The organism is Vibrio sp. T3Y01, assembly GCF_013114525.1.
Classification (GTDB): domain Bacteria; phylum Pseudomonadota; class Gammaproteobacteria; order Enterobacterales; family Vibrionaceae; genus Vibrio; species Vibrio chagasii_B.
On record NZ_VTXJ01000025.1, the window covers coordinates 1 to 26,210 of the forward strand.

A 26,210-nucleotide genomic window follows, 5' to 3' on the forward strand; every position below is an offset into this window, starting at 1 on the left:
ATAATGGTGCCTCGAGGCGGAATCGAACCACCGACACGCGGATTTTCAATCCGCTGCTCTACCGACTGAGCTATCGAGGCAAAAGAATGGTGCCGACTACCGGAGTCGAACTGGTGACCTACTGATTACAAGTCAGTTGCTCTACCTACTGAGCTAAGTCGGCACACTAAATTCTTTATGCTTTTGTCCGTGCTGTTACTCCCTGTTAAAGAGTGTTGACACCAACAAATCAAATTGTGGTGCCCGGAGGCGGAATCGAACCACCGACACGAGGATTTTCAATCCTCTGCTCTACCGACTGAGCTATCCGGGCAACGGAGCGCTATTAAACGGATTTTCTGCATAACCGTCAACACCTTTTTTGAAAATAATTAAAAAAAACGTTCGTTAGTTGTTTTTTTATTCAAAAGTGAGGCTTACGTTTTACCTTGGTTAAAATCTTTCTTGAACTTTGTTACTTTTTCTAGGTATCGGCGCGACTCTTTGTTCGGGTGTTTTTTAGTAAGTGCCCAGTAAGCTTGACTCGGTTGCAGTGAGTTTAAGTCACGCATTGCTCGCTTTCTGTCCTTGCTAAAGGTATTGAGTACACCACCAGTGCCACCGTTGTACGCAGAAATCATGCTGTATTCCAATGTTGTGGGGTGTCGCACATCTTTCAAATAGCGATTTTTAAGGATGTAAAAGTACGCGGTGCCGGCATCAATGTTGTTTTCTGGGTTGAATAAGTACTCAGGAGTAGGCTCCCCAGGTTTGTTTTTTACCAGTTTAAATACATCTCGACCTGCTGTTTTCGGCACAACTTGCATCAAGCCGTATGCATTCGCCCAGCTAACCGCATATGGGTTAAAGCTACTTTCTGTCTTGATGATTGCGTAGATTAAGTCTTCTGGGATGTCATAGCGCTTAGATGCACGTCGAACGATATCGGCATATTGGTAACTACGTTGGCTTGCGTGATCGGCCACCATAGGGATTTCAACGTAATAGGCTTTTTTAAAGTCGACTTCTTTGGTTTTGAGGTTGTTGGCAATCAGGTAGTCAGCAAATTTGTTGGCGCGCCATGTCCATTGGATAGGCTTTTTCTCTTGGTCTACAACTTGGTTATAGAGAAAAGGTTTACCTTCTAATTTGATACTTTTTGAAGAGAATAGGTCGACATGTGCTGGATCATCCGGTGTCAACAGCGTTGTCATAATTGCATTTTTGAGGTGTTTTTTAGGCTCTGTTGAGGAAACTGTTTCTACCGTTATCAGGCCCTCGCTAAAGTTTACTTCTGATCGGCTCAAGTAATTATCTATGTATTTCACATAGTTACTCTTACCTGCCATCTTGATTTCGTTGCTACCCCAGCGCTTTTGGATATTGCCAGAAAAGCTATTGATCAAAGCGTCTAATGCGCCTGTATCTTTTTCAAATTGACCGGGTAACTCCGCTAAGTTATTTACGAATCGGTTGGTTGGCTCGTAATTCACATCATAAATGCTCTCAACGAACTCACGACTGCAACCAGTAAGTAGCATGGCGGTTAGGAAGTAACTGAGCTTTTTCATAGTTCCTCATACAAAAATGACATCGCAGCGCTAACCATGATGTCATTAAAATTTGCTTAAATAAATGTCTTATTCGCTTGGTGGAGTGTAGCCATCAATTACGACATCTTTACCTTCGAAAAGGAAGTTAACCATCTCAGTTTCAAGAAGTTTACGATGTTCAGGATCCATCATATTTAGCTTCTTTTCATTGATAAGCATGGTTTGTTTGCTTTGCCATTGTCCCCAAGCTTCTTTAGAGATGTTGTCAAAGATACGCTTACCTAAGTCACCTGGGTAAAGTTGAAATTCTAAGCCTTCAGCGTCTTTCTGGAGGCGAGCACAAAATACAGTGCGGCTCATAGTGGTTCCTCTTATCGCGTTCGTTGATTCAAACGTCGTCATTCAGTTCAAAGGGTAGGCTTTCAATAAGCTGCTTTACAGGAGCGGCTAGGCCAATTTCTTCTGGTTTTGATAAGTTATACCAGAGACCTTTAGTCCCTTCCATTATCAAATCTGGTTGTTTATCTAATTTTACTAATACTGGTGTGATATCTAAGTGGTAGTGGCTGAAAGTATGCCTAAACGCAATCATGGTCTTGATTGAATCTGTGTTTGTGATTGAACGAAGATCCAATTGGTGTTCGATTTCTGCGTTCTCATTTTGAGGGAAACAGAATAAGCCTCCCCAGATACCTGATTGAGGGCGCTGCTCAAGCCATACTTGGTTATCGTGATACAGGATTACAAACCATGTCTCTTTTACTGGTTTCTCTTTCTTTGGCTTTTTGCCAGGGAAGTCGAGTTGTCTATCGAGTTTTTTAGCTTCACACATGCTTTCAATTGGGCACAGAGTACATTTAGGCTTGCTACGAGTACAAACCATTGCTCCCATATCCATCATAGCTTGATTGTACTTATCGACATCTTGCTTTGGTGTGTGTGCCTCTGCGTGTTCCCAGAGTTGGTTTTCAACCTTCTTTTGTCCAGGCCAACCCTCGACAGCAAAGCTTCTTGCAAGCGTTCGCTTCACGTTACCATCAAGGATCGCATGAGGGAGCTTGTAAACAGAGGACAGAACAGCTGCCGCTGTTGAGCGACCAATGCCTGGAAGCGCATTCATTTCTTCGAGAGAAAGTGGAAACTCCCCACCATATTGCTCTGCGACGATCTTGGCAGCTTTGTGTAGGTTACGAGCTCGTGCGTAGTAACCAAGCCCTGTCCATAGATGGAGCACTTCATCTTGCTCGGCGTTTGCTAGATCGATAACTGTTGGAAAACGTTCCAGGAAGCGTTGGTAGTATGGAATCACCGTGGTGACCTGAGTCTGCTGAAGCATTATTTCAGATAGCCAAACGGTGTAGGCGGTTTTGTTTTGTTGCCAAGGTAATTCTTTACGCCCGTAGGCGTCATACCACTTTAATATGGCGGTTGCGAAAGGAGTCACGACATGCTCTATGCTTTGCTATTATTAGAAGCGAAATTGCACCACACTTAACGTTGGATGTAAAACAGACAAATTGTGTGGGAATTTATCCACGGAAAGACTTGCACCGAAGGCAATTCTTTGGATAATCCCCGCTTTGATTAATCAATGTGCAGGCAAAAATCAATGAGTGAAGTGACCACTAACGAATATACTGAAGACGGCAAACTGGTTCGTAAGATCCGTAGTTTTGTTCGCCGCGAAGGCCGCTTAACAAAAGGCCAAGAGAACGCGATGAATGAATGTTGGCCAACAATGGGTATCGACTACAACCCAGAGCTTCTTAACTGGAAAGAAGTATTTGGCAACGATAACCCAGTTGTACTAGAGATTGGCTTCGGTATGGGTGCATCACTGGTTGAAATGGCAAAGAACGCACCTGAGAAGAACTTCTTAGGTATTGAAGTTCACAGCCCAGGTGTTGGTGCTTGTTTGGGTACTGCGCGCGATGCTGGCGTAACTAACCTACGTGTAATGTGTCACGATGCTGTTGAAGTATTTGAACACATGATTCCAGATAGCAGCCTGCATACACTGCAACTGTTTTTCCCTGACCCATGGCACAAAGCTCGTCACCACAAGCGTCGTATCGTTAAAGCTGAATTCGCTGAAATGGTTCGTGCTAAGCTACACCTTGAAACTGGTATTTTCCACATGGCAACTGACTGGGAAAACTACGCAGAGCACATGATTGAAGTAATGAACGTTGCTCCAGGTTTTGAGAATATCGCTGAAGATGGTGATTACATTCCTCGCCCGGATGAGCGTCCACTGACTAAATTTGAAGCTCGTGGCCACCGTTTAGGTCACGGCGTTTGGGATATTAAGTACAAGCGTACTCAGTAATTCTGAACATCAACAAATATAAGGTGAGATTTGATTAGGATCTTAACCTTACACTTTGTGGGATTGATAAAAGCCAACATTATTGTAGTGTTGGCTTTTTTGTCCTTAGGCTTTTATTTCAGTAAAGGCTTAACGACAGAAAGTAGTATCAATCACAGTAAGTAAGTGAGCAGAAATAGCGTAGGAAAAAGGCTTGAGAACAAGGCCGCATTTTTCGATAAGTAGTTACTCTACAATCAAAAATTCTCACGCAGTTATCGAGCGCTTTAACAAGCTAGAGTGAGCCGTTATTTACTACGATTGGTATATGTTACATCCCTACAAAAATAACAATATAGAAGTAAGCACACATGAAACCAACTCAAGCTATTTTGGCCGAGATCTTAGAAGAAGTTCGCCCTTTAATTGGTCAGGGAAAGGTCGCTGATTATATTCCTGCATTAGCGCGTGTATCGAACCAGAAACTGGCGATTGCGGTGTACACCAATGAAGGAGAAGTGATTCAAGCTGGTGATGCAGAGGAAGCCTTCTCTGTACAATCTATCTCTAAGGCTTTGAGTTTGACGTTAGCAATGGTGCTCTATAAGCCGGAAGAGATTTGGCAGCGTGTAGGTAAAGAGCCTTCAGGGCAAGCCTTTAACTCGATGATTCAGCTTGAGATGGAACATGGGATTCCTCGTAACCCGTTCATCAATGCTGGTGCAATTGTTGTTGCAGACCTACTACAAAGCCGCTTGTCAGCGCCAAGACAGCGTTTATTAGAGTTTGTGCGTCAGTTATCGGGCGATACGCATATCGTGTACGACAAGGTTGTAGCTGCTTCAGAAATGATGCACAGCGACCGCAACGCGGCTATCGCGTACTTGATGCGCTCGTTTGGTAATTTCGAGAACGATGTTATCCCTGTACTCAATAATTACTTCCATGCTTGTGCACTTAAGATGACTTGTGTGGATTTGGCGAAAACCTTTAGCTATTTAGCGAACAAAGGTGTATCAGTTCAGACTAAGAAAGAGATCATCACGCCGGTACAGACTAAGCAGTTGAATGCTTTGCTTGCGACTTGTGGTTTGTACGATGGAGCCGGTGAGTTTGCTTATCGCGTTGGTATGCCGGGTAAATCGGGAGTAGGTGGCGGTATTATCGCTATCGTACCGGGTGAGATGACGATTGCAGTGTGGTCTCCAGAGCTGGATCCTTCTGGTAACTCACTGGCTGGCACTAAGGCTCTCGAGCTGCTTTCAGAACGTATTGGTCGTTCTATTTTCTAAGAGAAAGATACGAGATTCGAGCACGGACGTTGTCCTATAGAACGCTTCGCTCCGAGACAGGGCTATAAAACAAAAAGGGTTGACCCTAAAGCCAACCCTTACGCAATGCTTCTCGAATCTCGAACTATTCGTCTTCTTCAGCCATGAAGGCTTCTAGCAAATCGTTGAGGAACAGCTTTCCTTTTTCTGTGATCTGCCAATGAGTGTCGGTTTCGCTCAAGTAACCTAGCTCTTTTGCCCACTCAATTGTTGGCTGAACAGCGTCAAAACCAAGCCCTGTCGTATCAATGAAATCTTGCTTAGGGCATGCTTCCATCAGCCTGAAACGGTTCATGAAAAACTCGAAAGGGCGATCTTCGTTTGCTACTTCAAATTCATCCGAAATATAAGGCTTCACCATATTCTGGTAAGCCGCCAAATAGCCTCTAGGGTGTTTAACCTTAGTCGTTCGAATGATTCGTCCATCAGCAAAACTCAGCTTGCCATGAGAGCCGCAGCCAATACCCAAGTAGTCACCGAAACGCCAGTAGTTGAGGTTGTGTTGACACTGGTAGCCCGGCTTGCTGTAGCCTGATATTTCGTACTGCACATACCCTGCATCAGCGAGCTTTTTGTGGCCCAATTCGAAGATGTCCCAGAGATCATCGTCATCAGGTAGGGTGGGCGTTTTGTAATAGAACATGGTGTTAGGTTCTATTGTTAGCTGGTACCAAGATAAATGCGGGGGATCTAACTCGATCGCTTTATCTAGATCCGCCAACGCTTGCTCGATGCTTTGATCCGGTAAGCCATGCATAAGATCGAGGTTAAAGCTGTTTAGACCGATTTTATGTGCAAGGTGAGCTGCGTTGACTGCTTCATCTTGACCATGGATACGCCCAAGCCTTTCTAGCTTCTCTTGCTCAAAGCTTTGTACACCAACCGAGATACGGGTAATCCCCGCTTTTTGGTAACCAGCAAAACGCTCCGCTTCAATGGTGCCGGGGTTGGCTTCCATGGTAATTTCAATTTCAGGTTTGAATGGGATGCGTTGCTCAATGCCTTGAAGCAGTCGACCGATACCTTCTGGAGAGAACAGGCTTGGAGTACCACCACCAATAAAGATCGAATGCAGCGGACGAGGCATGCCATTTAGCTGATATTTTTCGATATCAGTATCAAGATCTTCTAGCAGTGCATCGATGTACTCTTTTTCTGGGATCTCGGTTTTCAACGCGTGTGAGTTGAAATCACAATACGGACACTTTTGTACACACCACGGGATGTGTACATAAAGGCTAAGAGCTGGTGGAACGAGTGCTGCATTGTGCATTACTGATCTTGCTCTTTGAGTGCTTTGAATAGTGACGCAAGGGCTTTACCACGGTGTGATAGTTGCTTTTTGCGTGAAGGGTCAAGCTCGGCAGATGCACAGTTCTCTTCTGGAACAAAGAATACAGGATCGTAGCCAAAGCCATTTTCGCCGTGTTCTTCAGTCAGAATTTGTCCTTCCCACTTACCATGACATACCAATGGTGTTGGATCATTTTCGTGACGCATTAGCACCAATACACAGTGGAAACGAGCAGTACGCTTTGCTACCTCAACACCTTGCATGGCATCAAGCAGCTTTTCGATGTTCTGCTTATCGGTAGCACCTTCACCTGAGTAACGTGCAGAGTAGATACCTGGCGCGCCCTTAAGGAAGTCAACCTCTAAACCGGAGTCGTCAGCAATGGCTGGCAGCCCTGTCTCTTTGGCAGCATGGCGAGCTTTGATGATGGCATTTTCAATGAAAGTTGTTCCTGTCTCAGCGACTTCTGAAACGTTAAACTCACTTTGTGCGACAACGTCAAAACCAAACTCAGACAGAATACCTGCCATCTCGCGAACTTTACCTTGGTTGCCTGTGGCTAAAACAATCTTACTCATGGGGATGTTGCTCTAATAAGTTGGTGAACAGAAAAGTGAAGGCTGAACCTACTCTTCTATATAGAATTTTTGTGTGAATCGCAGTGGGCCTGTGCCTTTCAAACCTGCGTTAACATCAATATCAAAAGTGATGTTTTCTTCGTGTGTTACAGGGAACTCAGCTAGGTAATAAATCGCATCACCTTCCTTTATCTCGCGGAAGTTAAGTGTGCGAGTATTGCCCACAAGGTTCTTGGCTGTTCCCGTGACTTTAGCGGTTGTTGCTGGTTTGCCAAGGGAAGCTTTGTCTAGCACGCTGATGTTCAGAATCGCTGAGTAGCCATTTCGCTTAAGTTTATATTGCTTAGCGACTTGAGCCGTTAAAAATGTTGAGTTAAAAGCTGAGTAGTGAACCTCGACATCCTTAATGTTTTTAAATTGTCCTGCTGAGCTTGGTAGGGCAACAAGAGCTGTAAGTAGTGCTGTAATCCATAGACGCATAATGACTCCAATAAATAGCAAAAAGCCATCATAGGATGGCTTTGACTTCAGTGGGGATTTGGCTTGGCGAGCATATTCGAACTTGCTTATGCCGACCGAGCTCTCCCTTTTCTATCTTAATTTGCCCTTTAGCGACCTTAAACTGTTTCGCTAGGTATTTCGCTAAGTGGACATTGGCTTTGCCATCTACCGGGGGAGCGGTGATGGCAATTTTGAGTTCCTCACCATGCAAGCCAACAATTTTGTCTCGGCTTGCTTTGGGTTGGATATAGAGTCTAAGAAGAATATCGTCTCCCTCGACCCAAACCGCTTTTGGCATCGTCAAAGTACCTGATGTTCGTACTTGAATTATAGCTGATACCAAATAGGACCAATCATGTCACCCATTAGGAAGTTCGCAAACTGAAGAACAATGAACAGAACCAGAACGCTTAAGTCGAAGCCACCCATATCCGGTAGGATACGGCGGATAGGCATTAGCATTGGCTCAGTCAGTTGATGGAACACATACTCGATTGGGCTGCGACCTTGACTAACCCAGCTTAGGATTGCACGGATTAGTAGTACCCAGAAAATCAAACCACCCGCCGCTTTAATCAGAGATAGTCCGCCAAAGATTAGGAAGCTGATGTCGAACACAGCCGCGCCGCCAGAGATAATTAAGTTGAGAGCGACGAACTTGAGTACACATAGCACATAAGCGAAAACAACCGTTGCCAGATCTAGGCTGCCGATTGATGGAATAACTCGGCGTAGTGGAGCTACCACTGGTTGTGTCGCTTTTACGATGAATTGTGAGAACGGATTGTAGAAATCTGCACGTGATGCTTGTAGCCAGATACGCAAGATCACAACCATGATGTAAAGATCAAAAACGGTCGAGATCAGAAAGCTCATCGAGTTCATATTGTTTCCTTTTTCGGATTTACTTGCCGCTTAGATATCACATGAGCGACGCAAGGCTTTTGTACCTTGATTGGTACTAAAACAGTTTTTCCATCTCTTCAGCTCGAGCAACTGCCGCTTGCATGGCTTTGGCTACGATGTCTGATAGTTGATGTTCATTAAACGTGCGCAGTGCTTCGGCGGTAGTACCACCTTTTGAAGTCACTTGCTCACGTAGTGTAGATAATTCTGTATCTGGATTCGCGACCACCATCTCTGCCGCGCCTAATGCCGATTGCTGCACTAGCTTGCGGGCCGTCTCTTGGTCGAAACCTTGATTGACTGCTTCCGCTTGCATCGCTTCCATAAACAGGAAGAAGTAAGCCGGAGCGCTGCCTGCCGCTGCAATAATGTTGTTGATACCAGATTCTTGTTCTACCCAGCTCACTTCACCTACAGCTTGCATTAGCTGTGATGCGAAATCTTTATCTGCTTGGCTAACGGTTGAATCAGCATAAAGCCCACTCATGCCTTTACCAAGCAATGATGGCGTGTTTGGCATTACACGAACCAGGTTCAGTTGGCAGTCTAACATCTCATTGAGTCGATTCGCATTAATACCTGCGGCAATTGAGATTACCAGTTTGTTGCTAAAGTCGATGCTTTGTAAGGGTTTACATACATCGGCCATCATTTGTGGTTTCACCGATAATACAACAACGTCTGCTTGCTTAGCTGCGGCAATATTATCGCTGGTGGTATTGATGCCGTATTCTTGCTCTAACGGCACTCTTCTCGTGTCAGAAGGCGCTGTCGCTGTAATCTTATGCGCTGGGTAACCACTCGCTACTAAGCCCGCTACAATTGAGCGCACCATGTTTCCCGCCCCGATAAAGGCGATGTTCTTATGTTCCATATATCAAATCCTGAGCGTATCGCTGCGCGGCAAAAGCGGAGCGGTATCAATACTTATACTTTTTTAGGTTGTTAGGTGTCGCTATTTCGCGTAATCACGAGCACCAAAAATCGCGGTTCCAATGCGAACCATGGTGCTGCCAGCCTCGACTGCTGCGTCCATATCACCACTCATGCCCATCGAAAGGGTATCAATATCAGGATATTTTGCAGCTAGCTTATCTTTTAGCTCTGCCAGTTGAGAGAAAGCGTTAAGCTGTGATTGATAGTCAGAGACGTTTGCAGGAATCGACATCAACCCTCTTAAAGTGAGGTTGGGCAGTGAGGAAATCAACTCTGCCAGTGCAAAAACTGACTCTTCAGATGTGCCAGACTTGGACGCTTCACCACTGGTGTTTACTTGAATTAACACTTGCAAAGGTGGAAGCTCGCTTGGACGTTGGTCATTCAGTCTCTGAGCGATCTTATCGCGATCGATGGAGTGTACCCATGCGAAGCTTTCTGCAATAGGGCGAGTTTTATTTGACTGGATTGGACCAATAAAGTGCCATTCCAAATTTAGGTTAGAATGTTGTTCTGAAAAGTGTTTTACTTTATCGACACCTTCTTGAACATAGTTTTCACCAAAGGCAATTTGGCCTCCGAGTGCGGCTTCTAGAATCGCATCAATAGGTTTAGTTTTGCTGACGGCTAAAAGTTGCACGGACTCTGGAGCTCGTCCGCACTTTTGCTCAGCACTACGAATCTGTGAGGTGATTTGTTCGATATTTTGTTGAATACTACTCATAGCTGACTTTACTTAAGGGAAAATAAATGGATATCACTGAGTTACTAGATTTTAGTGTAAAGCATAACGCGTCAGATCTACATCTTTCTGCGGGTGTATCTCCAATGGTACGTATAGATGGTGAAGTAAGGAAGCTTGGAATACCAGCTTTGAGTCATGCTGATGTGCACCGTTTGGTTTTTGAGATCATGAGCGACTCGCAGCGCGGTGAATTTGAGGAAAAACTGGAAGTCGACTTCTCTTTTGAATTACCCAATGTCGGTCGTTTCCGTGTTAACGCTTTTAACCAAGCCCGTGGCTGCTCAGCTGTCTTTCGAACTATCCCTGTCGAGATTCCGACGTTAGAACAGTTAGGCGCTCCTGATATCTTTGAAAAGATTGCTAATTTCGAAAAGGGTCTAGTGTTAGTTACAGGCCCAACTGGTTCTGGTAAATCGACTACTCTTGCGGCGATGGTGGATTACGTTAACCGTAACCATAATAAGCATATTCTCACCATAGAAGACCCGATTGAATTTGTTCACACCAACAATAAGTGCCTAGTGAACCAGCGTGAGGTTCATCGTGATACTCATAGCTTTAAAGCGGCGCTGCGCAGTGCGTTACGTGAAGACCCTGACGTTATCCTTGTTGGTGAGCTTCGTGACCAAGAGACGATCAGCTTAGCACTAACGGCTGCAGAAACTGGTCACTTGGTTTTTGGTACGTTGCATACCAGTTCAGCGGCAAAAACGATTGACCGTATCATTGATGTTTTCCCTGGTAGCGATAAAGACATGGTTCGCTCAATGTTGTCTGAATCATTACGCTCGGTGATTGCCCAGAAGTTGCTAAAACGTGTTGGTGGTGGTCGTGTGGCTTGTCATGAAATCATGATGGCGACACCAGCGATCAGAAACTTGATTCGTGAAGATAAAGTCGCTCAGATGTATTCGATCATTCAAACAGGCGCAGCACATGGAATGCAAACCATGGAGCAAAATGCGAAGCAGCTGATGGCTCAAGGCTTAGTTGACTCGGAAGAGGTCGAGAAAAAGATCGAAATTGAAACCTCAATGTTTTAATCAAGGTGTACATAATGGAATTGAATCAAATCCTTGAGGGAATGCTTTCTCAAAAAGCGTCCGATCTTTATATCACCGTTGATGCGCCTGTTTTGTTCCGTGTCGATGGTGAGCTGCGACCGCAAGGCGAGAAGCTGAATTCGGCGCAGGTCGCTCAGCTACTTGATGCGATGATGGATCAAGAACGACGTGATGAATATCAGCAAACGCGTGAGGCTAACTTTGCCATTGTACGTGATTTTGGTCGCTTTCGTGTTAGTGCGTTCTTTCAGCGAGAGCTGCCTGGAGCAGTGATTCGACGCATCGAGACGAACATCCCAACCTTTGAGCAATTAAAGCTTCCTGATGTATTACAAGACCTCTCAATTGCCAAGCGTGGGCTTGTGCTGGTGGTTGGGGCTACGGGTTCTGGTAAATCGACCTCGATGGCGGCGATGACAGGCTACCGCAATACCAATCGTTCTGGGCATATATTGACGGTTGAAGACCCGATTGAATTCGTCCACGAACATAAGAAATGCATAGTCACTCAGCGTGAAGTAGGGCTCGACACCGAGAGCTATGAAGTCGCCCTTAAAAACTCGTTGCGCCAAGCGCCAGATATGATTTTGATTGGCGAAATCCGTAGCCGCGAAACCATGGAATATGCGATGACCTTTGCTGAGACGGGTCACTTGTGTATGGCAACTTTGCACGCGAATAATGCCAACCAAGCGTTAGAGCGTATTCTTCATTTGGTGCCTAAAGAGCAGAAAGAACAGTTCCTGTTTGATCTGTCGATGAATCTGCGTGGTGTGATTGCTCAGCAGTTAATTCGAGATAAGAATGGCAGCGGGCGTCATGGTGTATTTGAGATTCTACTCAACAGCCCACGAGTGTCTGACTTGATTCGTCGTGGTGAATTGCACGAGCTAAAAGCAACAATGGCAAAATCAAAAGAAGTTGGCATGCAGACTTTTGACCAAGCTTTGTTTGATTTAGTTGTAGCGGGAAAGATTAGCGAAGAAGATGCGTTTCATAGTGCCGATTCGGCTAATGACTTACGTTTGATGCTAAAAACCAGACGAGGTGATGATGACTATGGAACTGGAGCATTATCTGGCGTGAAAATTGATATGGGTTAGATTGAAAAATAAAAAGCCAGAGCTCTTTTGACGGAGAGATCTGGCTTACCATTGTTGTTCTAGTTGCTGTTCAACGAGCCATGACTTCTTCGACTGTCGTCGTAGTACATATTGCCACTATTGAATCCTGAATTGGTTTTGCCATCATTCATGTAACTAGCGCTACTAGACCCTGTTGAGCTGCACGCAGAAATGGTTAGAGCGGCGAAGATTGCTAGAAAAATTTTCATGTGAACTCCCACTTACCTATTGATGAATTGCATCGTCTTTACGGCGAGAAATTCGTGCGGGATCACAAATCGGGTTGCTTTTTGCTCACTTAATTTTCGTTAAGAATATTGTGCTTCAAACCAGCTTTCGAGAATGACAACTGCGGACTGGTTATCAACATTTCCTTTACTTAATGCTTTGTAGCCACCCATGTCAAAGAGGTCGGCTCTTGCTTCTGCGGTCGATAATCTTTCGTCATGCAGCTCAACATCAACACCAAAACGACCTTTTAAGCGGTTAGCAAATTTCTTTGCTCTTGGTGTGATGGTCTCTAGATCACGACCGTGAAGATCGGTAGGTAGCCCGACGACGATAAGATTTGGTTGCCACTCTTTAATCTGTTTTTCGATATCGTCCCAGTTCGGGATACCGTCTTTAGCTTTAAACGCTTTTAAAGGGCTCGCTGTGCCAGTGATTTCTTGTCCAATCGCGCTGCCGATACTTTTTGTACCGTAATCAAATGCCATAATTGTTCGTGACATGGGGTTTCCAAATTTATCTGTGTTTGAGAGTGTCTGTTTATTTTATTTAGCTGATTTGAGCTAGGCGTGACCAGCGTCTGCTGAAAGCTGAGCGGCATTAATACCTAACATTTGTACCGCAACTTTCCAGCGATCTGAAATTGGCGTATCGAAGATGACTTTAGGGTCGGCCTCAACGGTTAACCATGAGTTCTCGGTCAGTTCGGTTTCCAGTTGTCCCGGTTCCCATCCTGCATACCCAAGTGCGACTAAATAATTCATCGGCTCATCTTCTGTGCCCAACACCATCAAGATATCTTTTGAGGTTGTTACTGAGATTTGGTCAGTCATGTTGATGCTGGATTGATAGCTGCCTTTAGGTTTGTGCAAAATAAACCCGCGGTCTTCTGCTACAGGTCCACCATTTAATACCGGCTTATCAAGGCTGGCTTGATTCGCTTTTGGTTGTTCAGACTCAACCTCAACTTGTTTGAGCATACTACCGACAGTGACATCGATGGGAGCGTTAATCATTAACCCCATCGCACCTTCCTCGTTGTGTTCACAGAGGTAGATTACCGAGTTTTGAAAATACGGATCTTTCATCCCGGGCATAGCGACCAAAAAGTGGTTCGTTAGGTTCATAGAGCCTCCTGCCAGTGTGTTCCCAATAAAGGAAAAGAGCGGCGTAAAGCCGCTCATTCTATCCCTAAGACGTATGTGTGAAGCGCTAGGGCTTTCTTTTAGCTTAGGTTATTTTGCGTTAACGCGACGCTCAATTGCATCCATTAACTTGCCCGTTACCGAGATATCGAAAGCGGCTTCGATTTCGCGGATACATGTAGGGCTCGTTACGTTGATTTCAGTTAGCTTATCACCGATGACGTCTAGGCCAACGAAGATTAGACCTTTTTCTTTTAGTGCAGGAGCAACCGCTCTTGCGATCGCCCAATCTGTGTCACTTAGAGGACGTGCTTCACCAGTACCGCCAGCTGCAAGGTTACCTCGAGTTTCGCCTTTAGCAGGGATTCGAGCTAGGCAGTAAGGCATTGGCTCACCGTCAACTACAAGAATACGCTTATCACCGTTGCTGATGTCAGGAACGAAAGTCTGTGCCATCGCGTAGTTTTGACCGTGGTTAGTCAGTGTTTCTATGATCACTGATACGTTTGGATCGCCTTCTTTCACACGGAAGATCGATGCACCACCCATACCATCAAGTGGTTTAAGGATTACGTCGCCATGCTTCTCGCGGAATTCTTTGATTTTCTCCGCTTTGCGAGTCACGATGGTGGTTGGTGTTAGTGCAGGGAACCATGCTGTGAACAGCTTCTCGTTACAGTCACGTAGGCTTTGTGGTTTGTTTACGATCAGTGCGCCATTCTCTTCAGCACGCTCAAGAATGTAGGTTGCGTAGATGTACTCAGTATCAAACGGAGGATCTTTACGCATCAGTACAGCATCTAAATCAGATAGCGCGATAGTCTGTTCTGACTTGAATTCATACCAACCATTTGGATCTTCTTTGAGCTCAACGACCTTAGTGTCTGCAATCGCTACGCCTTGATCTAAGTGTAGATCATTCATTTCCATGTAATGGATTTCGTAACCACGACGCTGAGCTTCAAGCATCATGGCAAAGCTAGAGTCTTTTTTGATGTTAATGGATGAAATTGGATCCATTACGATGCCAAGTTTGATCATTTTTTTCTCCTAGCCTAGATCGCCAAAACGGACTTGTAAGGCAGTAATTGCGGTTAGAGCTGCTGTTTCGGTACGAAGTACACGTGGGCCGAGTAGCGTCTCTTCAAATTTGTATTGTTCTGTCATGCCGATTTCTTCAGCCGACAAGCCACCTTCAGGGCCGATCAATAGGCGTACCTTACTGATAGGTTCTGGAAGGGTATTAATTGAGTATTTTGCACGAGGATGTAAGTTCAGCTTTAATGCTTCACTCGGTTCGCTACACCATTCTTCAAGTTGCATGATAGGGCGAATCACTGGAACTGTATTTCGACCGCACTGCTCACACGCTGCGATCGCAATTTTCTGCCACTGAGCGAGTTTTTTCTCGAAGCGTTTAGCATCTAGTTTAACGCCGCAGCGTTCTGAAATCAGAGGAGTAATGGTATTCACACCAAGCTCTACTGATTTTTGGATTGTGAACTCCATTTTGTCACCACGTGAGATCACTTGCCCCAAATGTAAGTCTAATGGAGATTCACTGCTGCGCTCGATTCGCTCAGTAACATTAACCGTCACATTCTTCTTTGATACTTCAGCAATTGTCGCTGGAAATTCAGCACCACTGCCATCAAAAAGAAGCACTTCTTGACCTTCTTTCATACGAAGGACACGACCAACATGACCCGCGGCATCTTCGCCTAAAGCGAGTGAACCTAACTGATGAATGCGTTCTGGGTGATGGATACGAGGGATTCTCATGCTGGTAAACCTATAAATATGATCATTTGGGTATTTTGTCTCTGCCTAACATGGATGCTTTTAGTTGAAAAAACAAGGGTAGAGCAAGAGTTTCAGGGGCAATTCTGAAACTCTTGTTTGAGACGGCTAGGAATGTGGGTTACGCGAGTGGCGTTATTTACAAGCTGGATAAACAAATGGGTTGTGATTCCCTTGGATGGCATAGATACGCTCATCACGAGTACATTCCCACTCATCGACAGGGAACTGCTTGTTCCACGCCATCATCAGATTGGTTTGCTGTTTAGATAGCTTGAAACCATACTCTTGGCTCATGTAAAGATAAGTTCGAGCGATAGATCCTTTTGCTCTGTCTGGCGGCATCACCTTACGTTGCTTGAAGTTGACCTGCATTTCACACTGACCATAGCTTACTCCATCCATCCCATTCCACTGACTGAAATTGTAGTTGGAGCGATCCCCGTTAACCTCACCAATCGCCGGCGTTAAGTTGTGAAGGTCGGCTTCCATGGATTTGAATATTTTGTCATTGCGGGTGCAGTTCTTGCGTCCACCGTCTTGCCAGCATTGTCGCTGGTGGCCAAATTGCCAAGCGGGAACCACGTGTTCCCACTCAATTCGACTGGCCCGCTTTTGTTGCTTTCGCACTTGATAACCACAGCCTGCAAGATCTGGAATGCCTTTCTTTTTGTCTTTCCAAGTAATGTCACAGCCACAATAGAATGAAGTCGGGTGATCAAGGTAAATCTTCACGGCTTCTTTTTTTGCTTTGGAGAATGAGCTTGGTGGAGCGGCGAAAACGCTTTGGGTTACCAGTAGGCCAAATACTATCGATAAGTAAAAAGACACCGATAGGCCAAATGCTTTTGGAGTGGTTTTATACATAGAAAAAGACTGATAAAAGTATGATAAACATCAGTCTAGCACCCAAAGGATGGATTTCTCCATTACATTTCTATCATGAATTCCATTGAGTGCAGTTTTCTAAATTGGCGAGGGGCGCGATAAAATAAAGCTGGCGCCGAGTCGGGGAGTTAGCTGAGTTGCGTGCCTGTAAAGGCTAAGGTTTGATTACACTGCTGGCAGCGGTAGCTTGACTGGTTACGTAACACCTTGTTGTGACGTCTGATAGAAAGTGGATAAACCGTGCAGGCACAGCGATACTCAAAGGTCTTCCCTTGCACTGAGGATATCTCAAAGCTATGGGTCGTTTTAGCTGGCACGTTGAATACCTTTTCCATCACGTATTTCCATTCATTCCCGTGAGGTCTCACTCGTCCAAAGACTTGATGTGTGATCAGATGTGCCAGTTCATGAGGCACCACCTCGTTAATGAAGGCATCCTCATTCTCGGCGAAGAGTACATGGTTAAGCTTAATTTCATTGAGCTGAAGGTAGGCCTTTCCTGCCGCTTTACCTCTTAACTTGTAAGTCATGGTCGGGCATGGGAATTCACGAGAAAAATGTTGATTAGCGATAGCTAGGCACTCGGCCAATTTCTTATTTGCTCGATGTTGTTGCGGGGTGTAAGACAAACGTTGTTAACTCCAAAAAAGGCCTCAGCGTTTAAGCTAAGGCCTCATCATAACATTGCTCGTTATTCTGGCGATAATTTATAGGTGGTGATTCTTCTTGATGATTTCGTGGTAGGCATGCCATGTACCATAACCAAGTAGCGGCATGGTGACGATCATACCAATGCCGTAGGTTGCAAAGCCCACCAGAATACCGGCACAAATAATACTTGCCCACACCACCATTGCAGGGATGTTGGATTTCACGGCATTGAAGCTGGTGAAGATTGCGCTCATCACATCCACGCGTCTCTCCATCATCAATGGAATAGAAAATGCCGAGATGCTGAAGATTAGGCTGGCGATAACAAATCCAATCACAGAACCCGTGATCAAGAAGGGCGCAAACTCTGCTAATGGTGCGCCTTGTACTGATGGATACAAAGCGTGCAATAGAGCGGCGATACGCATCCAGAATATCATCGCGACCATTAATACAATCGCAAAGGCCCACTGGTGAGTCGAGTTGCGAGTAATGGCTTTCATTGAATGGAATAGGCTGGCGTTGTGCCCTTTTTCTCTTTCCCAGGCTGCGTCATACAAGCCCAGAGCAAGAAAAGGTCCTATCAGCATGTACACAATCAAGCTTGGCATCACCACCAAGTGTGTTCCTTGCCATTGGACAAGTTGAACAATGGCGATTGCCGCTCCCATAAAGCATAAACCGTAAAATGCGCTGATTAATGGCATTCTTACTAAGTCATGCAGAGCAAGCGACAACCAATGAAAGGGTGCGGAAATACTGATTTGGTTGCAAGGAATGGTGCGAGCGTAATCCTTATCGCTGACCTTGTGTTTTTTATCGTTCAGTTCGGATGGGTGCGCGGTACGAGGCATAGATCCCCCTAGTTAAATAACGTCCTAGTTATAATTCCATAAGACTCATCGGTGTGGCTTGTGTGAGAGTTATGGTGTTGAGCTAAATTGCTCTTTGTCATCCCAGTTTTTGTTCTAGCGTGCATTTAACGAGCGTTATCAGACTGAATTAATTTAAGTTAAATGTGAGCTTGATCGCCTAGGAGTTACCTTAACTATTGTCAGTAGTGTTAGAAAACACAAATTATCAGCGGCTTTTTATACTTAGTGGTTATCGGTAAAGAAGGGCGTTAGAGAAAGAAGTAGCCAGTGAAGGTTCGGTAAGTACATAAAAATAAAGCCCTTACTAAGCAGTAAGGGCTTTAAAGAAACAAATCGCAGTGGCTAAATTATTTTAGGCCAGCGAAGTCAGCAAGGATTGCTGCTTTGTCAGTCGCTTCCCAAGGGAACTCTTCACGACCGAAGTGACCATATGCTGCAGTCTGCTTGTAGATAGGCTGAAGAAGGTTCAGCATCTCTTGAAGACCGTATGGACGTAGGTCGAAGTTTTGACGAACTGCTTCAATGATGATTTCGTGCGCTACTTTCTCAGTACCGAACGTTTCAACCATGATTGATGTTGGATCAGCAACACCGATAGCGTAAGACAGTTGAATCTCACAACGGTCAGCCATACCAGCTGCAACGATGTTTTTCGCAACGTAACGTGCTGCGTAAGCTGCAGAACGGTCAACCTTTGATGGATCTTTACCAGAGAATGCACCGCCACCGTGACGAGCTGCGCCGCCGTAGGTATCAACGATGATCTTACGACCAGTTAGACCACAGTCACCCATTGGGCCACCGATTACGAAACGGCCTGTTGGGTTGATGAAGAAGTTAGTGTCTTTGTTGATCCACTCTGAAGGAAGTACTGGCTTGATGATCTCTTCCATTACCGCTTCACGTAGGTCAGGTGTTGTTACCGAATCACAGTGTTGAGTAGAAAGAACAACAGCATCGATACCAACGATCTTACCTTGGTCGTACTGGAAAGTAACTTGAGATTTCGCATCTGGGCGAAGGAAGTCTAGCTTGCCGCTCTTACGTACTTCAGCTTGCTTTTTAACAAGAAGGTGAGAGTAAGTGATTGGAGCTGGCATTAGGATTTCAGTTTCGTTAGTCGCGTAACCAAACATGATGCCTTGGTCGCCTGCGCCTTGCTCTTTCGGGTCTGCTTTATCAACACCTTGGTTGATGTCTGGAGACTGCTTACCAATTGTGTTTAGAACGGCACAAGAGTCAGCGTCAAAGCCCATATCAGAGTGAACGTAACCAATTTCACGAACTGTTTCACGAGTGATCTCTTCGATATCAACCCATGCAGAAGTTGTTACTTCACCGCCAACCATAACCATGCCGGTTTTTACGTAAGTCTCACAAGCAACACGTGCTTTTGGATCTTGTTCTAAGATGGCATCAAGAACAGCATCAGAGATTTGGTCTGCAATTTTATCTGGATGACCTTCTGAAACAGATTCAGAAGTGAATAGGTGCTTAGCCATGAGAGCTCCACTTTTAGTTTTTGGTGTAAATAGTTCATGGCGTCGCAAGCTAGGAAGCGCCGCCATTAAATACAGTATATTTTGTAGGTGTTTCTACATCTAGACGTCTATTCTAAATTCCAGCGGTCGAATTACAAGCTCTTTTTTATGATATGCCATAACTAAACGTTTGCGTGTTGGTTGAGATAAGCGGCTGACAAGTGATGTAAATGTTCGAAAATTGCGAAAAATGACCGTTAAAATGCCAGTAAAACGTTTGCAGTCGCAATAGTCGTTTGAGAGAATACCCGCGCTAATTAAAATGAAAACATTAGCACTATCTCTTTTTTAAATCGCTTATGTATCCAGGAGCAGACATGCCTTCTCGTAAAGATCTAGCCAATGCAATCCGCGCACTTAGCATGGACGGTGTTCAACAAGCAAATTCAGGCCACCCAGGCGCACCTATGGGTATGGCTGACATCGCTGAAGTTCTTTGGCGTGGCCACTTGAACCACAACCCAGCAAACCCAGAGTGGGCTGACCGCGACCGTTTTATCCTGTCTAACGGCCATGGTTCAATGTTGATTTACTCTCTGCTTCACCTTGCAGGCTACGAGCTTTCAATTGAAGATCTGAAAAACTTCCGTCAACTACACTCTAAGACTCCTGGTCACCCAGAGTACGGTTACGCTCCTGGTATCGAGACAACGACGGGTCCACTAGGTCAAGGCATCACTAACGCTGTTGGTATGGCAATGGCAGAGAAAGCACTGGCTGCACAGTTCAACAAAGAAGGTCACGACATCGTAGACCACTACACTTATGCATTCATGGGTGATGGCTGTCTGATGGAAGGTATCTCTCACGAAGCATGTTCACTAGCTGGTACGCTAGGTCTTGGTAAGCTGGTTGCTTTCTGGGATGACAACGGTATCTCTATCGATGGTGAAGTGGAAGGTTGGTTCTCTGACGATACTCCTAAGCGTTTTGAAGCATACGGCTGGCACGTAATTCCAGCAGTAGACGGTCACGATCCTGAAGCAATCAATGCAGCTATCGAAGCAGCTAAAGCAGACCCTCGTCCAACGCTTATCTGTACTAAAACTATCATCGGTTTTGGTTCTCCAAACAAAGCAGGTACGCACGACTGCCACGGCGCTCCACTAGGTGCTGATGAAATCACAGCAACTAAAGCAGCGCTTGGCTGGGAACACGGTCCTTTCGAAATCCCAGCAGATATCGCAGCTGAGTGGAATGCGAAAGAAGCGGGCGCAGCAAAAGAAGCGGCGTGGAACGCGAAGTTTGACGCTTACGCAGCGGCTTACCCAGAGCTAGCAGCAGAATTCAAACGTCGTACTAACGGTGAACTTCCAGCACAGTGGGAAGAGAAAGCAAACGCAATCATTGCTGATCTTCAAGCTAACCCTGCAAACATTGCTTCACGTAAAGCATCTCAAAATGCTCTAGAAGCGTTTGGTCAAATGCTTCCAGAATTCATGGGCGGCTCTGCTGACCTAGCGCCTTCGAACCTAACTATGTGGTCCGGCTCTAAGTCTCTAGAAGCAAATGACTTCTCTGGTAACTACATCCACTACGGTGTACGTGAATTCGGTATGACTGCGATCATGAACGGTATCGCTCTGCACGGTGGTTTCGTACCATACGGCGCGACATTCCTAATGTTCATGGAATACGCTCGTAACGCAATGCGTATGGCTGCTCTGATGAAAGTTCAGAACATCCAAGTTTACACGCATGACTCTATCGGTCTTGGCGAAGATGGCCCAACTCACCAACCAGTTGAGCAAATGGCTTCTCTACGTCTGACTCCAAACATGAGCACATGGCGTCCATGTGACCAAGTTGAGTCTGCAGTCGCTTGGAAACTGGCTATCGAACGTAAAGACGGTCCAACGTCTCTAATCTTCTCTCGTCAAAACCTTGCGCAGCAAGAGCGTAGCGAAGAGCAAGTAGCTAACATCGCGAAGGGTGGTTACATCCTGAAAGATTGTGAAGGTAAGCCAGAGCTGATCCTTATCGCTACAGGTTCTGAAGTTGAGCTAGCGGTTAACGCTGCGGCTGAACTAACAGCTGAAGGTAAGAAGGTACGCGTAGTATCTATGCCTGCAACTGACGCATTCGACAAGCAAGACGCTGAGTACCGTGAATCTGTACTTCCATCTGACGTAACAGCTCGTATCGCTATCGAAGCTGGCATCGCTGACTTCTGGTACAAGTATGTTGGTTTTGGTGGCAAGATCATCGGTATGACAACGTTTGGCGAATCTGCACCTGCAGGTGAGCTATTCAAGATGTTCGGTTTCACTACTGAAAACGTAGTAAACACAGCAAAAGAGCTTCTTGCTTAATCATTGCTTGTTAGCCTCGTGCTAACAAGCAATGAAAGAAAAACCGAGCTATCAGGCTCGGTTTTTTAGTAATATACAAATTTTAGGCTATTCGAATTCATTACCCCAATTGTCCAGCTCTTTAGTGCAACATACTTTACATGTCACGTACCTATCCATGCTGTAGTAGTGGCCGCCATTGATAATTGAGTTAGCAAAAAGCTTAATTCTACCGAGTAAACTTTTGTCGGTATCATAACTGCTTGTCTGGCGAACAAGAATTTCACTATGTGGTGTGTCTTTATTGCATGTCTTGCAAAAATGAGTCGCTGGGTATCCAGACATAACCTTTTCCTTTGGTTGAGAAAACTGGGTTAGAAACAGCCGTAGAACTAGGTAAGACTCATCACTTGAATAACTACATTAATCAAGACTGATAATCAATGCTAATAGATTGCTTTTGTCTAGTTAGACAACTCAACTAATGCCTTTTGGGTAGGATTCAGTTATTATCTGTTGCACGAAATTTTGGTTAGATGTACGGAACTATGCTAAAAGTCGCGATAAACGGATTTGGACGAATAGGGCGTAACGTATTACGCGCTGTTTATGAAAGTGGCAAAAGCCAACAAATCAAAGTAGTAGCTGTCAATGAGCTTGCTCAGCCTGACGCTATGGCTCACCTATTACAGTACGATACCAGTCACGGTCGCTTCGGTAAGAAGATCTCCAACGACCAAGAACACATCTATGTCCATCATGGCATCGGCGTGGAAGATAAAGGTGAGTTCGATACGATTCGTATTCTACACCTTGCTGATATCGAGTTGCTGCCATGGCGTGACCTAGAAGTGGACATCGTTCTTGATTGCACTGGTGTTTACGGTTGCCGTGCAGACGGCCTAGCGCACATTGCTGCTGGCGCGAAGAAGGTATTGTTCTCACACCCGGGCGCTAATGACCTAGACAACACCATTATCTACGGTGTGAATCACGATACTATCGAAGCCGACCACAGAATCGTTTCTAACGGTTCATGCACCACCAACTGTATCGTTCCTATTATTAAGGTTCTTGATGAAGCCTTTGGCATCGAGTCAGGCACCATCACGACCATTCACTCTTCGATGAATGATCAGCAAGTAATTGATGCGTACCACAGCGACCTTCGTCGTACTCGAGCTGCAAGCCAATCCATTATTCCCGTCGATACTAAGCTGCATAAAGGTATTGAAAGAATCTTCCCGAAATTTTCTAACAAGTTTGAAGCTATTTCTGTGCGAGTGCCGACGGTTAATGTTACGGCTATGGATTTAAGTGTCACAATTAATACGAATGTGAAAGTTAATGACGTAAATCAAACCATTGTTAACGCATCTCAGTGTACATTACACAACATCGTTGACTATACTGAAGCGCCGCTCGTATCCATTGACTTTAATCATGATCCCCATAGCGCGATTGTTGATGGTTCACAAACTCGAGTGAGCAATGGCCACTTAGTGAAAATGCTAGTGTGGTGTGATAATGAATGGGGCTTTGCGAACCGAATGCTGGATACGGTTCTTGCAATGCAAGCTTCAGAAGGCAAGAAGTAAGACCTAGAAGCAAATGTGCGGATTATTTATTTTTTAGCTTGAAATAAATGCGAAGTGTCCACATATTATGAGTAGCTAAAGTATTACCAGTTGAATAATTTATAGGCTTAGCAGGGTTGCTGAGTTTCCAAAACTTTATTTTTATTTAAATTTGAGAGGACAAATCATGTCTGTGATCAAGATGACTGACCTGGAACTTGCAGGTAAACGCGTATTTATCCGTGCTGACCTAAACGTACCAGTAAAAGACGGTAAAGTAACTTCAGATGCACGTATCCTAGCATCTCTACCAACTATCAAGCTTTGCCTAGAAGCTGGTGCAAAAGTAATGGTTACTTCTCACCTTGGTCGTCCTACTGAAGGCGAATACAACGAAGAGTTCTCTCTAGCTCCTGTAGTTAACTACCTAAACGACGCACTAGATTGCGAAGTTAAACTAGCTAAAGATTACCTAAACGGCCTAGAGCTAAACGCTGGTGAGCTTGTTGTTCTAGAAAACGTTCGCTTCAACAAAGGCGAGAAGAAAAACGAAGAAGAGCTATCTAAAGCATACGCATCTCTATGTGACATCTTCGTAATGGATGCATTCGGTACGGCTCACCGTGCACAAGCATCTACTCACGGTGTTGGTACTCACGCTCCTGTAGCATGTGCTGGTCCTCTTCTTGCTGCTGAGCTAGAAGCACTAGGTAAAGCAATGGATAACCCAGAGCGTCCACTAGTTGCTATCGTTGGTGGTTCTAAAGTTTCTACTAAACTGACTGTTCTTGAGTCTCTATCTAAAGTTGCAGACCAACTTGTTGTTGGTGGTGGTATCGCAAACACCTTCATCGCTGCTGAAGGCCACAACGTAGGTAAGTCTCTATACGAAGCAGACCTAGTTGACACTGCTAAGAAGCTAATGAAAGAGTGTGCTATTCCAGTAGCGACTGACGTTGCATGTGCTAAAGCATTCGACGAGAACGCAGAAGCTGAAATCAAGCACGTTTCTGAAGTTGCAGACGACGACATGATCTTCGACCTAGGTCCAGATTCAACTGCTGCTCTAGCTGAAATCATCGGCAACGCGAAAACTATCCTTTGGAACGGCCCTGTAGGCGTATTCGAATTCAAGAACTTCGAAGCGGGTACAGCAGGTATCTCTAAAGCAATCGCTGAGTCTGCAGGTTTCTCTGTAGCAGGTGGTGGTGACACGCTAGCAGCTATCGATAAATTCGGTATCAAAGCTGACGTTTCTTACATCTCTACTGGCGGCGGCGCTTTCCTTGAGTTCGTTGAAGGTAAAGTACTTCCTGCAGTAGCAATGCTTGAAGAGCGTGCTAAAGCATAATTGATTTAGAAAGGCGAGATGCGAATCTCGCCTTTTAACGTTTGCTGCATATCACACTTTTTTGCTAGAATGGCATAAGTTGTGAGCAAACGATTGCAAGTTTTTAAACTTAAGTTTTTTAATCTTAAAACGATAGAATAAATAGGACTATTTCCATGTCTAAGATCTTCGATTTTGTAAAACCTGGTGTGATTTCTGGCGATGACGTACAGAAAGTATTTGAAGTAGCAAAAGAAAACAAATTTGCTCTTCCTGCTGTAAACGTTGTTGGTACTGACTCTGTAAACGCAGTACTAGAAGCAGCTGCTAAAGTTAAATCTCCAGTAGTTGTTCAGTTCTCTAACGGTGGCGCTGCATTCTTCGCAGGTAAAGGCGTTAAACTTGAAGGTCAAGGTGCACAAATCCTTGGTGCTGTAGCTGGTGCTAAATACGTACACGCTGTAGCTGAAGCTTACGGCGTTCCAGTTATTCTACACACTGACCACGCTGCTAAGAAACTACTTCCATGGATCGACGGTCTACTAGACGCTGGTGAAGAGTTCTTCGCACAAACTGGTAAGCCTCTATTCTCTTCTCACATGCTAGACCTTTCTGAAGAGTCTCTAGAAGAGAACATCGAAACATGTGCTAAGTACCTAGAGCGCATGGCTAAAATGAACATGACAATCGAAATTGAACTTGGTTGTACTGGTGGTGAAGAAGACGGCGTTGATAACTCTGACATGGACGCATCTGAGCTTTACACTTCTCCAGAAGACGTAGCATACGCATACGAGAAACTAATGGCTGTTAGCCCACGTTTCACTATCGCTGCTTCTTTCGGTAACGTACACGGTGTTTACCAAGCTGGTAACGTTGTACTTACTCCAACTATCCTACGTGATTCTCAAGCATACTGTGCAGAGAAGTTCGGTATCGCACCTAACGCTCTAAACTTCGTATTCCACGGTGGTTCTGGTTCTTCTGAAGAAGAAATCCAAGAGTCTATCGGCTACGGTGTTATCAAAATGAACATCGATACTGATACACAGTGGGCAACTTGGGATGGTATCCGTCAGTACTCTGCTGATAACTTCGATTTCCTACAAGGTCAAATCGGTAACCCAACTGGCGAAGCTGCGCCAAACAAGAAGTACTACGATCCACGCGTATGGCTACGTGCTGGTCAAGCTTCTATGGTTACTCGTCTTGAGAAAGCATTCGCTGACCTTAACGCTGTAGACGTACTATAATTCTTTGAATTAAGTACTCTTTAAGTTTTAAAAACCCGCTCATCGAGCGGGTTTTTTTGTGTCTGATAAAAAATTGTATTATTTATGTGAAAAACCTAGCGTACGGTGAATAAATTTCGTAGTCTTTTAATTATCGGTATTTGTGTTTATGCGTAAGCTTCCTTTATTCAAAGGCTTACATAAATATGACTTTGCAATCTGTCAAAGATAGGATATCGTGCCGAAAAACAGGGGATAGACACTCTGTTTCGTAAAAAGGACTTAGCAAGTTTTTACGTTAACGTTATGATTTAATTATACAAATTAAAGGTG

At 44.9% G+C, this 26,210-nt stretch carries 28 protein-coding genes and 3 tRNA genes; 8 read left to right on the top strand and 23 right to left on the bottom strand.

Annotated features, from left to right (window positions below; translation table 11 throughout):
* Nucleotides 1-4: 4 nt before the first annotated feature.
* The 6 genes from F0232_RS20935 to mutY all read right to left on the bottom strand — a co-directional run bounded on the left by F0232_RS20935 (nucleotide 5) and on the right by mutY (nucleotide 2,976).
* Nucleotides 5-80: transfer RNA gene (locus F0232_RS20935), tRNA-Phe, on the bottom strand.
* 7 nt (nucleotides 81-87) lie between these two features.
* A tRNA-Thr gene (locus F0232_RS20940) sits at nucleotides 88-163 on the bottom strand.
* Between the two features lie 74 nt (nucleotides 164-237).
* Nucleotides 238-313 (bottom strand) — tRNA-Phe (locus F0232_RS20945).
* A 103-nt stretch (nucleotides 314-416) separates the two neighbouring features.
* A complete protein-coding gene (gene mltC, locus F0232_RS20950) occupies nucleotides 417-1,550 on the bottom strand; it encodes a membrane-bound lytic murein transglycosylase MltC (protein ID WP_061032406.1) in 1,134 nt (377 codons plus the stop codon).
* Nucleotides 1,551-1,619: 69 nt separating this feature from the next.
* Entirely contained in the window at nucleotides 1,620-1,892 is a 273-nt protein-coding gene (locus tag F0232_RS20955) for an oxidative damage protection protein (RefSeq protein WP_004738952.1), read from the bottom strand.
* Nucleotides 1,893-1,920: 28 nt separating this feature from the next.
* Complete coding sequence (mutY, locus tag F0232_RS20960; RefSeq protein WP_061032407.1) at nucleotides 1,921-2,976, bottom strand: A/G-specific adenine glycosylase; 1,056 nt, start codon at nucleotides 2,974-2,976, stop codon at nucleotides 1,921-1,923.
* 165 nt (nucleotides 2,977-3,141) lie between these two features.
* Between mutY and trmB the strand changes: the two genes are divergently transcribed.
* Nucleotides 3,142-3,861 carry a tRNA (guanosine(46)-N7)-methyltransferase TrmB gene (trmB, locus tag F0232_RS20965; RefSeq protein ID WP_061032408.1) on the top strand — a complete coding sequence of 240 codons (720 nt, stop codon included), beginning with the start codon at nucleotides 3,142-3,144 and terminating at the stop codon, nucleotides 3,859-3,861.
* A gap of 350 nt (nucleotides 3,862-4,211) precedes the next feature.
* Nucleotides 4,212-5,132, top strand: coding sequence for a glutaminase B (glsB, locus tag F0232_RS20970; RefSeq protein WP_008223607.1), 921 nt, complete (start codon nucleotides 4,212-4,214; stop codon nucleotides 5,130-5,132).
* Between the two features lie 124 nt (nucleotides 5,133-5,256).
* Here glsB and hemW read toward each other — a convergent pair whose 3' ends face one another.
* The 7 genes from hemW to F0232_RS21005 form a co-directional block, all read right to left on the bottom strand.
* Nucleotides 5,257-6,444, bottom strand: a complete 1,188-nt coding sequence (gene hemW, locus F0232_RS20975) for a radical SAM family heme chaperone HemW (protein ID WP_105057607.1) — start codon at nucleotides 6,442-6,444, stop codon at nucleotides 5,257-5,259.
* On the bottom strand, nucleotides 6,444-7,043 hold the full coding sequence (locus tag F0232_RS20980; protein ID WP_061032410.1) for an XTP/dITP diphosphatase: 600 nt from the start codon (nucleotides 7,041-7,043) through the stop codon (nucleotides 6,444-6,446). The genes hemW and F0232_RS20980 overlap by 1 nt, the downstream gene beginning before the upstream one ends.
* 48 nt (nucleotides 7,044-7,091) lie before the next feature.
* Nucleotides 7,092-7,523 carry a DUF4426 domain-containing protein gene (locus tag F0232_RS20985; RefSeq protein ID WP_061032411.1) on the bottom strand — a complete coding sequence of 144 codons (432 nt, stop codon included), beginning with the start codon at nucleotides 7,521-7,523 and terminating at the stop codon, nucleotides 7,092-7,094.
* Nucleotides 7,524-7,551: 28 nt separating this feature from the next.
* Nucleotides 7,552-7,842, bottom strand: coding sequence for a DUF167 family protein YggU (gene yggU, locus F0232_RS20990; protein ID WP_061032412.1), 291 nt, complete (start codon nucleotides 7,840-7,842; stop codon nucleotides 7,552-7,554).
* Between the two features lie 29 nt (nucleotides 7,843-7,871).
* Nucleotides 7,872-8,429 carry a YggT family protein gene (locus F0232_RS20995; RefSeq protein ID WP_017069592.1) on the bottom strand — a complete coding sequence of 186 codons (558 nt, stop codon included), beginning with the start codon at nucleotides 8,427-8,429 and terminating at the stop codon, nucleotides 7,872-7,874.
* 76 nt (nucleotides 8,430-8,505) lie between these two features.
* Complete coding sequence (proC, locus tag F0232_RS21000) at nucleotides 8,506-9,324, bottom strand: pyrroline-5-carboxylate reductase (RefSeq protein ID WP_061032413.1); 819 nt, start codon at nucleotides 9,322-9,324, stop codon at nucleotides 8,506-8,508.
* 81 nt (nucleotides 9,325-9,405) lie between these two features.
* A complete protein-coding gene (locus tag F0232_RS21005; protein ID WP_061032414.1) occupies nucleotides 9,406-10,110 on the bottom strand; it encodes a YggS family pyridoxal phosphate-dependent enzyme in 705 nt (234 codons plus the stop codon).
* A gap of 26 nt (nucleotides 10,111-10,136) precedes the next feature.
* Here F0232_RS21005 and F0232_RS21010 point away from each other — a divergent pair, with 26 nt between their 5' ends.
* A complete protein-coding gene (locus tag F0232_RS21010) occupies nucleotides 10,137-11,174 on the top strand; it encodes a type IV pilus twitching motility protein PilT (protein ID WP_061032415.1) in 1,038 nt (345 codons plus the stop codon).
* A 14-nt stretch (nucleotides 11,175-11,188) separates the two neighbouring features.
* Nucleotides 11,189-12,298 (top strand): PilT/PilU family type 4a pilus ATPase, encoded by a 1,110-nt coding sequence (locus F0232_RS21015; RefSeq protein ID WP_061032416.1) that lies wholly within the window; start codon nucleotides 11,189-11,191, stop codon nucleotides 12,296-12,298.
* 59 nt (nucleotides 12,299-12,357) lie between these two features.
* Here the strand turns inward: F0232_RS21015 and F0232_RS21020 are convergent, their stop codons facing one another.
* The 9 genes from F0232_RS21020 to metK all read right to left on the bottom strand — a co-directional run bounded on the left by F0232_RS21020 (nucleotide 12,358) and on the right by metK (nucleotide 19,408).
* Nucleotides 12,358-12,528 carry a hypothetical protein gene (locus F0232_RS21020; RefSeq protein WP_155647308.1) on the bottom strand — a complete coding sequence of 57 codons (171 nt, stop codon included), beginning with the start codon at nucleotides 12,526-12,528 and terminating at the stop codon, nucleotides 12,358-12,360.
* A gap of 99 nt (nucleotides 12,529-12,627) precedes the next feature.
* A complete protein-coding gene (ruvX, locus tag F0232_RS21025; protein WP_004738973.1) occupies nucleotides 12,628-13,050 on the bottom strand; it encodes a Holliday junction resolvase RuvX in 423 nt (140 codons plus the stop codon).
* Nucleotides 13,051-13,110: 60 nt separating this feature from the next.
* Nucleotides 13,111-13,674 carry a YqgE/AlgH family protein gene (locus F0232_RS21030; protein ID WP_032498752.1) on the bottom strand — a complete coding sequence of 188 codons (564 nt, stop codon included), beginning with the start codon at nucleotides 13,672-13,674 and terminating at the stop codon, nucleotides 13,111-13,113.
* A 108-nt stretch (nucleotides 13,675-13,782) separates the two neighbouring features.
* Nucleotides 13,783-14,733, bottom strand: coding sequence for a glutathione synthase (gene gshB / locus F0232_RS21035; protein ID WP_105057606.1), 951 nt, complete (start codon nucleotides 14,731-14,733; stop codon nucleotides 13,783-13,785).
* 9 nt (nucleotides 14,734-14,742) lie between these two features.
* Entirely contained in the window at nucleotides 14,743-15,474 is a 732-nt protein-coding gene (rsmE, locus tag F0232_RS21040) for a 16S rRNA (uracil(1498)-N(3))-methyltransferase (RefSeq protein WP_061032418.1), read from the bottom strand.
* A 153-nt stretch (nucleotides 15,475-15,627) separates the two neighbouring features.
* Nucleotides 15,628-16,359 (bottom strand): endonuclease, encoded by a 732-nt coding sequence (locus F0232_RS21045; RefSeq protein WP_008223584.1) that lies wholly within the window; start codon nucleotides 16,357-16,359, stop codon nucleotides 15,628-15,630.
* A 149-nt stretch (nucleotides 16,360-16,508) separates the two neighbouring features.
* The gene (locus F0232_RS21050) at nucleotides 16,509-17,009 is read right to left on the bottom strand and encodes a SprT family zinc-dependent metalloprotease (RefSeq protein WP_061032419.1); all 501 of its coding nucleotides are present in this window, start codon (nucleotides 17,007-17,009) and stop codon (nucleotides 16,509-16,511) included.
* 78 nt (nucleotides 17,010-17,087) lie between these two features.
* Complete coding sequence (locus F0232_RS21055) at nucleotides 17,088-17,885, bottom strand: DUF2189 domain-containing protein (RefSeq protein WP_008223581.1); 798 nt, start codon at nucleotides 17,883-17,885, stop codon at nucleotides 17,088-17,090.
* 368 nt (nucleotides 17,886-18,253) lie between these two features.
* On the bottom strand, nucleotides 18,254-19,408 hold the full coding sequence (gene metK / locus F0232_RS21060; protein ID WP_004738986.1) for a methionine adenosyltransferase: 1,155 nt from the start codon (nucleotides 19,406-19,408) through the stop codon (nucleotides 18,254-18,256).
* Between the two features lie 356 nt (nucleotides 19,409-19,764).
* Here metK and tkt point away from each other — a divergent pair, with 356 nt between their 5' ends.
* Nucleotides 19,765-21,759 (top strand): transketolase, encoded by a 1,995-nt coding sequence (gene tkt, locus F0232_RS21065; RefSeq protein WP_061032420.1) that lies wholly within the window; start codon nucleotides 19,765-19,767, stop codon nucleotides 21,757-21,759.
* Nucleotides 21,760-21,846: 87 nt separating this feature from the next.
* Here tkt and F0232_RS21070 read toward each other — a convergent pair whose 3' ends face one another.
* Nucleotides 21,847-22,083 (bottom strand): hypothetical protein, encoded by a 237-nt coding sequence (locus tag F0232_RS21070; RefSeq protein WP_061032421.1) that lies wholly within the window; start codon nucleotides 22,081-22,083, stop codon nucleotides 21,847-21,849.
* A 203-nt stretch (nucleotides 22,084-22,286) separates the two neighbouring features.
* On the opposite strand from F0232_RS21070, the gene epd reads away from it, so the two are divergent.
* The 3 genes from epd to fbaA all read left to right on the top strand — a co-directional run bounded on the left by epd (nucleotide 22,287) and on the right by fbaA (nucleotide 25,898).
* Complete coding sequence (epd, locus tag F0232_RS21075) at nucleotides 22,287-23,336, top strand: erythrose-4-phosphate dehydrogenase (RefSeq protein WP_008223573.1); 1,050 nt, start codon at nucleotides 22,287-22,289, stop codon at nucleotides 23,334-23,336.
* A gap of 166 nt (nucleotides 23,337-23,502) precedes the next feature.
* Entirely contained in the window at nucleotides 23,503-24,666 is a 1,164-nt protein-coding gene (locus F0232_RS21080) for a phosphoglycerate kinase (protein WP_061032422.1), read from the top strand.
* A gap of 155 nt (nucleotides 24,667-24,821) precedes the next feature.
* Nucleotides 24,822-25,898 (top strand): class II fructose-bisphosphate aldolase, encoded by a 1,077-nt coding sequence (gene fbaA, locus F0232_RS21085; protein WP_061032423.1) that lies wholly within the window; start codon nucleotides 24,822-24,824, stop codon nucleotides 25,896-25,898.
* Nucleotides 25,899-26,210: the final 312 nt, after the last annotated feature.

Bases quoted from the DNA above. Each gene is read 5' to 3' on its own strand.
- mltC (WP_061032406.1), bottom strand. From the start codon at position 1,550: ATGAAAAAGCTCAGTTACTTCCTAACCGCCATGCTACTTACTGGTTGC.
- F0232_RS20955 (WP_004738952.1), bottom strand. From the start codon at position 1,892: ATGAGCCGCACTGTATTTTGTGCTCGCCTCCAGAAAGACGCTGAAGGC.
- trmB (WP_061032408.1), top strand. From the start codon at position 3,142: ATGAGTGAAGTGACCACTAACGAATATACTGAAGACGGCAAACTGGTT.
- glsB (WP_008223607.1), top strand. From the start codon at position 4,212: ATGAAACCAACTCAAGCTATTTTGGCCGAGATCTTAGAAGAAGTTCGC.
- hemW (WP_105057607.1), bottom strand. From the start codon at position 6,444: ATGCACAATGCAGCACTCGTTCCACCAGCTCTTAGCCTTTATGTACAC.
- F0232_RS20980 (WP_061032410.1), bottom strand. From the start codon at position 7,043: ATGAGTAAGATTGTTTTAGCCACAGGCAACCAAGGTAAAGTTCGCGAG.
- F0232_RS20985 (WP_061032411.1), bottom strand. From the start codon at position 7,523: ATGCGTCTATGGATTACAGCACTACTTACAGCTCTTGTTGCCCTACCA.
- yggU (WP_061032412.1), bottom strand. From the start codon at position 7,842: ATGCCAAAAGCGGTTTGGGTCGAGGGAGACGATATTCTTCTTAGACTC.
- F0232_RS20995 (WP_017069592.1), bottom strand. From the start codon at position 8,429: ATGAACTCGATGAGCTTTCTGATCTCGACCGTTTTTGATCTTTACATC.
- proC (WP_061032413.1), bottom strand. From the start codon at position 9,324: ATGGAACATAAGAACATCGCCTTTATCGGGGCGGGAAACATGGTGCGC.
- F0232_RS21005 (WP_061032414.1), bottom strand. From the start codon at position 10,110: ATGAGTAGTATTCAACAAAATATCGAACAAATCACCTCACAGATTCGT.
- F0232_RS21010 (WP_061032415.1), top strand. From the start codon at position 10,137: ATGGATATCACTGAGTTACTAGATTTTAGTGTAAAGCATAACGCGTCA.
- F0232_RS21015 (WP_061032416.1), top strand. From the start codon at position 11,189: ATGGAATTGAATCAAATCCTTGAGGGAATGCTTTCTCAAAAAGCGTCC.
- F0232_RS21020 (WP_155647308.1), bottom strand. From the start codon at position 12,528: ATGAAAATTTTTCTAGCAATCTTCGCCGCTCTAACCATTTCTGCGTGC.
- ruvX (WP_004738973.1), bottom strand. From the start codon at position 13,050: ATGTCACGAACAATTATGGCATTTGATTACGGTACAAAAAGTATCGGC.
- F0232_RS21030 (WP_032498752.1), bottom strand. From the start codon at position 13,674: ATGAACCTAACGAACCACTTTTTGGTCGCTATGCCCGGGATGAAAGAT.
- gshB (WP_105057606.1), bottom strand. From the start codon at position 14,733: ATGATCAAACTTGGCATCGTAATGGATCCAATTTCATCCATTAACATC.
- rsmE (WP_061032418.1), bottom strand. From the start codon at position 15,474: ATGAGAATCCCTCGTATCCATCACCCAGAACGCATTCATCAGTTAGGT.
- F0232_RS21045 (WP_008223584.1), bottom strand. From the start codon at position 16,359: ATGTATAAAACCACTCCAAAAGCATTTGGCCTATCGGTGTCTTTTTAC.
- F0232_RS21055 (WP_008223581.1), bottom strand. From the start codon at position 17,885: ATGCCTCGTACCGCGCACCCATCCGAACTGAACGATAAAAAACACAAG.
- metK (WP_004738986.1), bottom strand. From the start codon at position 19,408: ATGGCTAAGCACCTATTCACTTCTGAATCTGTTTCAGAAGGTCATCCA.
- tkt (WP_061032420.1), top strand. From the start codon at position 19,765: ATGCCTTCTCGTAAAGATCTAGCCAATGCAATCCGCGCACTTAGCATG.
- F0232_RS21070 (WP_061032421.1), bottom strand. From the start codon at position 22,083: ATGTCTGGATACCCAGCGACTCATTTTTGCAAGACATGCAATAAAGAC.
- epd (WP_008223573.1), top strand. From the start codon at position 22,287: ATGCTAAAAGTCGCGATAAACGGATTTGGACGAATAGGGCGTAACGTA.
- F0232_RS21080 (WP_061032422.1), top strand. From the start codon at position 23,503: ATGTCTGTGATCAAGATGACTGACCTGGAACTTGCAGGTAAACGCGTA.
- fbaA (WP_061032423.1), top strand. From the start codon at position 24,822: ATGTCTAAGATCTTCGATTTTGTAAAACCTGGTGTGATTTCTGGCGAT.